At 62.7% G+C, this 7,636-nt stretch carries 7 protein-coding genes and 1 pseudogene; all 8 read left to right on the forward strand.

All coding sequences use genetic code 11. The features are described 5' to 3' along the window. A pseudogene (locus RMO23_RS13740) lies at nucleotides 1-187 on the forward strand (spermidine synthase); the annotation flags it as partial. Nucleotides 188-217: 30 nt separating this feature from the next. Next, a complete protein-coding gene (locus RMO23_RS13745; RefSeq protein ID WP_309682541.1) occupies nucleotides 218-2,038 on the forward strand; it encodes an ATPase, T2SS/T4P/T4SS family in 1,821 nt (606 codons plus the stop codon). Between the two features lie 148 nt (nucleotides 2,039-2,186). After that, on the forward strand, nucleotides 2,187-2,675 hold the full coding sequence (locus tag RMO23_RS13750; RefSeq protein ID WP_309682543.1) for a tripartite tricarboxylate transporter TctB family protein: 489 nt from the start codon (nucleotides 2,187-2,189) through the stop codon (nucleotides 2,673-2,675). An 11-nt stretch (nucleotides 2,676-2,686) separates the two neighbouring features. After that, nucleotides 2,687-4,198: a tripartite tricarboxylate transporter permease gene (locus tag RMO23_RS13755; RefSeq protein WP_309682545.1), complete on the forward strand. Its 1,512-nt coding sequence runs from the start codon at nucleotides 2,687-2,689 to the stop codon at nucleotides 4,196-4,198. A gap of 98 nt (nucleotides 4,199-4,296) precedes the next feature. Continuing rightward, nucleotides 4,297-5,625 carry a DUF3422 domain-containing protein gene (locus RMO23_RS13760; RefSeq protein WP_309682547.1) on the forward strand — a complete coding sequence of 443 codons (1,329 nt, stop codon included), beginning with the start codon at nucleotides 4,297-4,299 and terminating at the stop codon, nucleotides 5,623-5,625. A gap of 14 nt (nucleotides 5,626-5,639) precedes the next feature. Beyond that, the gene (locus RMO23_RS13765; protein WP_309682556.1) at nucleotides 5,640-5,771 is read left to right on the forward strand and encodes a hypothetical protein; all 132 of its coding nucleotides are present in this window, start codon (nucleotides 5,640-5,642) and stop codon (nucleotides 5,769-5,771) included. A 35-nt stretch (nucleotides 5,772-5,806) separates the two neighbouring features. Further along, nucleotides 5,807-6,727: a DMT family transporter gene (locus tag RMO23_RS13770; protein WP_309682549.1), complete on the forward strand. Its 921-nt coding sequence runs from the start codon at nucleotides 5,807-5,809 to the stop codon at nucleotides 6,725-6,727. Between the two features lie 41 nt (nucleotides 6,728-6,768). Then, nucleotides 6,769-7,563 carry an SDR family oxidoreductase gene (locus RMO23_RS13775; protein WP_309682553.1) on the forward strand — a complete coding sequence of 265 codons (795 nt, stop codon included), beginning with the start codon at nucleotides 6,769-6,771 and terminating at the stop codon, nucleotides 7,561-7,563. The last annotated feature ends 73 nt before the right edge of the window (nucleotides 7,564-7,636 follow it).

Genomic DNA, 7,636 nt, shown 5'->3' on the forward strand with positions numbered 1-7,636 from the left:
CGAAGCCTTTGGCCCGCAGGCGGTCTGGGCTTTCCGGCCGACGCGCGAGGGCAACACCGTGGTGCTGGCCCAGCGCGAGCCGACGCGGCCGGACCGGACCGAGTTGCTGCTGCGCGCCGGCACCGTTGAATCGCGCTGGGATCTGCCTGCCAAAAAATGGTTGCGGCTTTTCAAGCCGGTGGTTTAGCCCCGGCGGCGATGCGGTACAGTGCCTTGCATGAGCGCAGTCATGCCCCCCTCCCGCCCGACCTCCCCGCCTCAGCCCCGCGGGCCGCAGCCCTCAAAGCCGCCGCTGGGCCCGCTGGACTGGCGCAAGCTGGTTGAGTGGCTCAGCGAAGACGGCGTCATCAGCCGCGCCGAGGCCGAGCGCACCATTGCCCGCTGCTCGCAGGTGCAAAGCGCGCAGCATCCGCTGATCCGGCTGGCCAGCGTCGGCATGACGCGCGTGGCCGACGGCAAGCCGCTCGATATCGAAACCATTGCCCAGTGGCTGGCCGGCCGTGCCGGCCTGGTCTATTTGAGAATTGACCCGCTCAAGGTCGATGTGGGCAAGGTGGCCGACACCATGTCGGCCATGTACGCCGAGCGCCACAAGGTGCTGCCGGTGCAGGTCACGCCGCAGGAGGTGGTGATTGCCACCTCAGAGCCCTTCGTCACCGATTGGGTGTCGGAGGTCGAGCGCCAGGCCAAGCGCAGCGTGCGGCTGGTGGTGGCGAATCCGCTCGAAATTTCCAAATACACGGCCGAGTTTTTCGCGCTGGCCAAATCGGTCAGGGCGGCGCTCAAAACCGGCGGTAATTCCGGTTCGGCCAGTTTTGAGCAACTGGTGGAACTGAACAAGAGCAACAAGCAGCTCGATGCCAACGACCAGGGCGTGGTGCAGGTGGTGGACTGGCTCTGGCAATACGCGTTTGACCAGCGCGCCAGCGACATCCACCTGGAGCCGCGGCGTGAGCAGGGCGTGATCCGCTTTCGCATCGACGGCGTGCTGCATCCGGTCTACCAGTTGCCCATGGGCGTGCACAACGCCATGACGGCGCGCATCAAACTGCTGGGCCGCATGGATGTGGTCGAAAAGCGTCGCCCGCAAGACGGCCGCATCAAGACCCGCAATCCGCGCGGGGATGAAATTGAAATGCGTCTGTCGACCCTGCCGACGGCGTTTGGCGAGAAAATGGTCATGCGCATTTTTGACCCCGACACCACGGTCAAAGACCTCGATGCGCTGGGTTTTTCACAGCATGATGCCGACCGCTGGGAGCAACTGGTCAAGCGGCCCCATGGCATTGTGCTGGTGACCGGGCCCACCGGCTCGGGCAAGACCACCACGCTGTATTCCACGCTCAAGCGCATTGCCACCGAAGCGGTCAACGTCAGCACGATTGAAGACCCGATCGAGATGATCGAGCCGGCGTTCAACCAGACCCAGGTTCAACCACATCTGGATTTTGATTTCCCCGAAGGGTTGCGCGCCCTGATGCGGCAGGACCCCGACATCATCATGGTGGGCGAAATCCGCGACCTGGCCACCGCCGAAATGGCGGTGCAGGCAGCTCTGACCGGGCACCTGGTGTTCAGTACCCTGCACACCAACGATGCGCCGTCGGCCGTCTCGCGCCTGATGGAACTCGGTGTGCCGTCCTACCTGATCAATGCCACCTTGCTGGGCGTGCTGGCGCAGCGGCTGGTGCGCACCCTGTGCAGCCATTGCCGAGAGCGCGACGAGACGGCCTCGCGCGAGACCCTGGCCGATCTGGTCAAGCCCTGGCAAATCAGCGGCGGCTACCGGCCCTACAAACCCGTGGGCTGCGTGGACTGCCGCATGACCGGTTTCCGGGGGCGCATGGGCCTGTACGAGCTGCTCACGGTGACCGAAGGCTTCAAGGAAAAGGTTTCCAGAGAGCCCAATATTGACGCGCTGAGGCGTCAGGCCGTGACCGACGGCATGCGGCCGCTGAGGCTGGCGGGCGCCCTGAAAGTGGCCGAAGGCCTGACAACGATTGAAGAAATCCTGGCGTCCACCCCGCCCTTGTCCTGAAGCGCTGCAACGGGCAGGAAGCCGCCGCGATCTGCACAAAGCTGACCCTTCCCGCCGCGCCGGGCCGCATAGGTGAAAGCCACATGCTCCGCCCGGCCGACTGAATGCACAATCCCCTTATTCATTCTTTTCATAGAGGAGACAAACCGTGAATATCAAGAGTCAAAAAGACTTCTTTTCCGGTCTCATGTTCATGGGCGTCGGTGTGGCGTTTGCATGGGGTGCAACCACCTATAACGTGGGCGAAGGCGCCCGCATGGGCCCTGGCTATTTCCCGCTCATGCTGGGAATTTTGATGGCCATTTTGGGCGTTGCCATTACCTTCAAAGCCCTTGTGGTTGAAGCAGAGGGGGGTGACAAAATCGGGAAATGGGCTTTCAAGCCGCTGTTTTTCATCATTCTGGCCAACCTGACCTTCGGCGTGCTTCTCGCGGGGCTACCCAGCATCAAACTGCCCGCCATGGGCATGATTGTCGCCATCTATGCCTTGACCTTCATTGCCAGCATGGCTGAGGCGGGCTGGAAATTCAAGAACACTTTCATACTTGCCACCGTGTTGGCCATCGGAAGCTACCTCGCTTTTGTTGTTTTGCTCAAGCTGCAATTCCCGGTTTGGCCAGCCTTCATCACGGGCTAAGGAAGAAAAAAATGGATCTGATTTCAAATCTTTCGCTGGGTTTTGGTGTCGCGTTCACGCCCATCAACCTTGTTTACGCATTTGTCGGTTGCCTGCTGGGCACGCTGATTGGTGTGTTGCCGGGCATCGGCCCGGTGGCCACCATCGCCATGCTGCTGCCGGCCACTTATGCGCTGCCGCCCGTATCGGCGCTGATCATGCTGGCCGGTATTTATTACGGCGCGCAGTATGGCGGCTCTACCACCGCCATTTTGGTGAACCTGCCGGGTGAGTCGTCCTCGGTCGTCACCTGTATCGATGGCTACCAGATGGCGCGCAAAGGGCGAGCGGGGCCGGCATTGGCCGCTGCGGGCCTCGGTTCGTTCTTTGCCGGTTGCGTCGGTACGCTGATTCTGGCGGCTTTTGCCCCTCCGTTGACCGAACTGGCCTTCAAATTTGGCCCGGCCGAGTACTTTGCCCTGATGGTGCTGGGCCTGATTGGCGCTGTGGTGCTGGCCTCAGGCTCGCTGCTCAAGGCCATTGCCATGATTGTGCTGGGGCTGCTGCTGGGTCTGGTCGGCACCGACGTGAACTCGGGTGTGGCACGCTTTAGTTTCGACATTCCCGAATTGACCGACGGCATCGGCTTTGTGGTGATCGCCATGGGGGTATTCGGCTATGGCGAGATCATCAGCAACCTGGCGCAACCGGAGCATGAGCGCGAGGTGTTCACGGCCAAGGTGACCGGCCTGCTCCCTACCAAACAGGATTTCAAGGACATGACGCCTGCCGTGCTGCGCGGTACCTTCCTCGGCTCTGCGCTCGGCATCTTGCCCGGTGGCGGCGCCTTGCTGGCCGCCTTTGCAGCGTATGCACTCGAAAAGAAAATGAAGATGAAGCCGGGCGAAGTTCCTTTTGGACAGGGCAACATCCGCGGTGTGGCCGGACCTGAATCGGCCAACAACGCCGGTGCCCAGACTTCCTTCATTCCCTTGCTGACGCTGGGTATTCCCCCGAATGCCGTGATGGCCCTGATGGTGGGTGCCATGACGATCCACAACATTCAGCCGGGCCCACAGGTGATGACCAGCAACCCGGAGCTGTTCTGGGGGCTGATTGCGTCCATGTGGATTGGCAATGCGATGCTGATCATTCTTAACCTGCCGCTGATCGGCATGTGGATCAAGCTGCTGACCGTGCCTTACCGCTATCTGTTCCCGGCCATTGTGTTGTTCTGCGCGATTGGTGTTTACTCAACCAACAACAACACATTTGACATCTGGACCGTGGGGGCTTTTGGTGTCATCGGGTATGGCTTCGTCAAACTCGGTTGTGAGCCGGCTCCCTTGCTGCTCGGCTTCATTCTGGGCCCCATGATGGAAGAAAATTTGCGTCGGGCGCTGTTGTTGTCGCGTGGTGACTGGAGTGTTTTTGTCACCCGTCCGTTGTCTGCCGGCCTGCTGGCAGCGGGTTTGCTGCTGCTGGTTATTGTTCTTCTCCCATCGGTCAAGCACAAGCGGGAAGAGGCCTTCGTCGAAGACTGAAACAGCTTGCACGGACGCAGAATGCGGCACCTTCGGGTGCCGTTTTTTTTCACACTGCCAAAATAGGGGTTGTCTAGAAATCAGGTCCAACAATTGGCATGTCATTAAATTCCCAAATTCAGCAGCACCCCAGCCGTGTGGCGCTTCACAACGAGATTCACGCCCGCCCGCCCGAGGCCATGGAGTCGCCGCTGGCGATTTCGCATGTGGTGATGGTGTGCGACGCCAGCCAGCGCGAGGCCAGTCGCGCGCATGTGGCGGCCCTGCTGCGTAACCATCATTTGCCGCAACCCGATGCGCAGTCGATTCATATCCGCATGGACGTGGGGCTGTTTCGCATCCGCTGGGAGCTGCACACCGAGTTTGTCAGCTACACCTTCACCCGGCCGCTGGAGGCTGACGCCCTGGACCGGTTGGCGCGTGACCAAAACCCGCTGGTGGCCAGCGACGTGGTGCCGCAAGACTGGCTGGCCCGGTTGCCGGGCGAGTGCCTGAGCAGCATGCACCTGTGGGTGCTGCCGCAGCCGGCGGCGGGCGCGCATCTGCTGGTCAAACACCTGCTGCATGAGGACACGCTGGTGGGCTCCGACGTGGTCGACGGGCAGGGCGAGGTGTTCACCGATTTTGCGATTCATGCCGATGGCTTTTCGCGCATGGTGCTGCTGGCCGCCCATGGGGCGAGCGGGCGCGGCGGCGGCATGACGCCCAGGCGCCTGGGCCGGCTGGTGCAGCAGCTTCTGGAAATTGAAAGCTACCGCATGGCCGCCCTCATGGGCCTGCCCGCCGCGCGCGAGGCCTACAACGCGCTGGCCACCGCCGAGCGCGAACTGGCCGAACTGGCGCAGGCGATACGCGTGACCTCGCGCGAGGCGGAGGCGCAGCTGCTGGACCGGCTGACCACGCTGGCGGGCCAGGTCGAAAGCCAGCACGCGGCCACGCACTCGCGGTTTTCGGCCAGCGCGGCGTATTTTGAGCTGGTCGACAAGCGCATTCACGACATTGACGAGTCGCGCGTGGACGGCCTGCAAACCATTGGCGAATTCATGGAGCGCCGCCTGACCCCCGCGCGCAGCACCTGCGAATGGGCCACGCGCCGGCAGGATGCCCTGTCGCAACGCGTCTCGCGCATGAGCAACCTGCTGCGCACGCGGGTTGAGATCGAGCAGCAGCAAAGCAGCCAGGCGCTGCTGGCCACCATGAACCACCGCCAGGACCTGCAGCTCAAGCTGCAGTCCACGGTCGAGGGCCTGTCGGTCGCCGCCATCACCTACTACATCGTTGGGCTGGTGGCTTACCTGGCCAAGGGTCTGCAGAAAGTCGGCTGGCCCTACAGCGCGGAAAGTAGCGCGGCGCTGGCGATTCCCTGCGTGGCGCTGGGGGTCTGGTGGTCACTGCGCAGGCTGCACCAACGCATTGCGGCGGGCTGAGGCGTGGCCACCGCATGGCGGTCATCAACGACTCGTACCAGGACTTTGGCGCCGGCCAGTTCATCTGGCGCGCTGGCGACCCGAAAGTGGAAGGCTATGTGGCCGCCAGCGATGCGCGTCGCGACGGGCAGGCCGTGGACTTCTGACAAAACGCATCTTGAGCCATAATTCTGAACAAAATATGCCTCTAGCCCAGACAGAACATGCGCAGACAGCTCCTAAAAACATAGCGTCCGGCTTGCTGCTGGCCACCTTCGGGGCGATTGCCTTCAGTGGCAAGGCGATCATCGTCAAGCTGGCTTACCGCTACGGGGTGGACGCGGTCACGCTGATCATGTACCGCATGCTGTTTGCGTTGCCGATTTTTGCCGTCATGGCCTGGTGGGCCAGCCGGGGCAAGGCCGCGCTCTCGCGCCAGGACTGGCTGGGGGTGCTCTGGCTCGGCTTGACCGGTTACTACCTGGCCAGCTTTCTGGACTTTGCCGGTCTGGCCTACATCAGCGCCTCGCTGGAGCGGCTGATTCTGTACCTCAACCCCACGCTGGTGTTGCTGCTGGGGCTGGTGCTGTACCAGCGGCGCATCAGCCTGCGGCAGATGGCCGGCATGGGCCTGAGCTACAGCGGCGTGGTGCTGGTGTTTGGCCACGAGATCACCTTGCAGGGCGCGGATGCGGCGCTCGGCGCGCTGCTGGTGTTTTTGAGCGCCGTCAGCTATGCCATTTACCTGGTGTACAGCGGCGAACTGGTCAGGCGCCTCGGCTCATTGCGGCTGGTGGGCCTGGCGACCACGGTGGCGTGTCTGCTGTGTCTGCTGCAGTTCGTGCTGCTGCGCCCGCTCAGTGCTGCGGCGGTGGCCCCCGAAGTCATCTGGCTGTCGGTGTTGAATGCCACCCTGTGCACGGCCGTGCCGGTGCTGATGGTGATGATGGCCATCGAGCGCATCGGCGCGGGCCTGGCCGCGCAAACCGGCATGGTGGGGCCCATGTCCACTATCCTGATGAGCGTGCTGATTCTGGGCGAGCCGTTTACCGCCTGGGTGGCGGCCGGCACGGTGCTGGTGATTGCCGGGATTTTTGTGTTTACACGGGCTGGTAAGTTATAGCCATTACGCTTTCGCAATAACTTTGTCGTCAGGGAGCTTTTATGGATTTAGGTATTGCCGGTAAATGGGCGCTTGTCTGCGGTGCCAGCAAGGGCTTGGGTTTTGGCTGCGCGCAGGCGCTGGTGCACGAAGGCGTGAACGTGCTCATCGTCGCCCGCGGCGCTGAGGCGTTGGAAACAGCTGCTAGCAAATTAATAGCTGAAAGCACTCGTCACGAAAGCTCCAGCGTGCAGTTTGTTGCCGCGGACATCACCACGGATGCAGGCCGGGCCGCCGTGTTTGCGGTGCGCAAGGACTTTGACATTGTGGTCACCAACGCCGGTGGCCCGCCGCCCGGCGACTTTCGCGACTGGGATCGCGATGCCTGGATCAAGGCGGTCGATGCCAACATGCTGACGCCGATTGCGCTGATCAAGGCCACGGTCGACGGCATGGCGGCGCGCGGCTTTGGCCGCATCGTCAACATCACCTCCAGCGCGGTCAAGTCACCGATCGACATCCTGGGCCTGAGCAACGGCGCGCGCAGCGGCCTGACCGGCTTTGTTGCAGGCGTGGCGCGCAGCAAGCTCGCCGCGCAGGGCGTGACCATCAACAACCTGCTGCCCGGCTCCTTTGACACCGACCGCCTGCGCGGCAACCTGAGCGGCACCGCGCAGAAAACCGGCCAGCCCCTGGAGGCGGTGATGGACGCGCGCCGCAAAGGCATTCCGGCCCAGCGCTTCGGCAACCCGCAGGAGTTTGGCGCGATCTGCGCCTTTTTGTGCAGCACGCAGGCCGGCTACATGACCGGGCAGAACGTGCTGGCCGATGGCGGGGCCTTTCCGGGGACTTTTTGAGGTCTGTCGCTACCGCCGCGACGACACCACGATCCCGCCCACAATCAGCAAAAACGCCAGCGCATGGTAGAGA

This window comes from Polaromonas sp., from assembly GCF_031411155.1.
Lineage (GTDB): Bacteria > Pseudomonadota > Gammaproteobacteria > Burkholderiales > Burkholderiaceae_C > Polaromonas.

Excerpts from the sequence above, each read along its gene's own strand:
- RMO23_RS13745 (WP_309682541.1), top strand. The coding sequence starts at position 218 with ATGAGCGCAGTCATGCCCCCCTCCCGCCCGACCTCCCCGCCTCAGCCC.
- RMO23_RS13755 (WP_309682545.1), top strand. The coding sequence starts at position 2,687 with ATGGATCTGATTTCAAATCTTTCGCTGGGTTTTGGTGTCGCGTTCACG.
- RMO23_RS13760 (WP_309682547.1), top strand. The coding sequence starts at position 4,297 with ATGTCATTAAATTCCCAAATTCAGCAGCACCCCAGCCGTGTGGCGCTT.
- RMO23_RS13765 (WP_309682556.1), top strand. The coding sequence starts at position 5,640 with ATGGCGGTCATCAACGACTCGTACCAGGACTTTGGCGCCGGCCAGTTC.
- RMO23_RS13770 (WP_309682549.1), top strand. The coding sequence starts at position 5,807 with ATGCCTCTAGCCCAGACAGAACATGCGCAGACAGCTCCTAAAAACATA.
- RMO23_RS13775 (WP_309682553.1), top strand. The coding sequence starts at position 6,769 with ATGGATTTAGGTATTGCCGGTAAATGGGCGCTTGTCTGCGGTGCCAGC.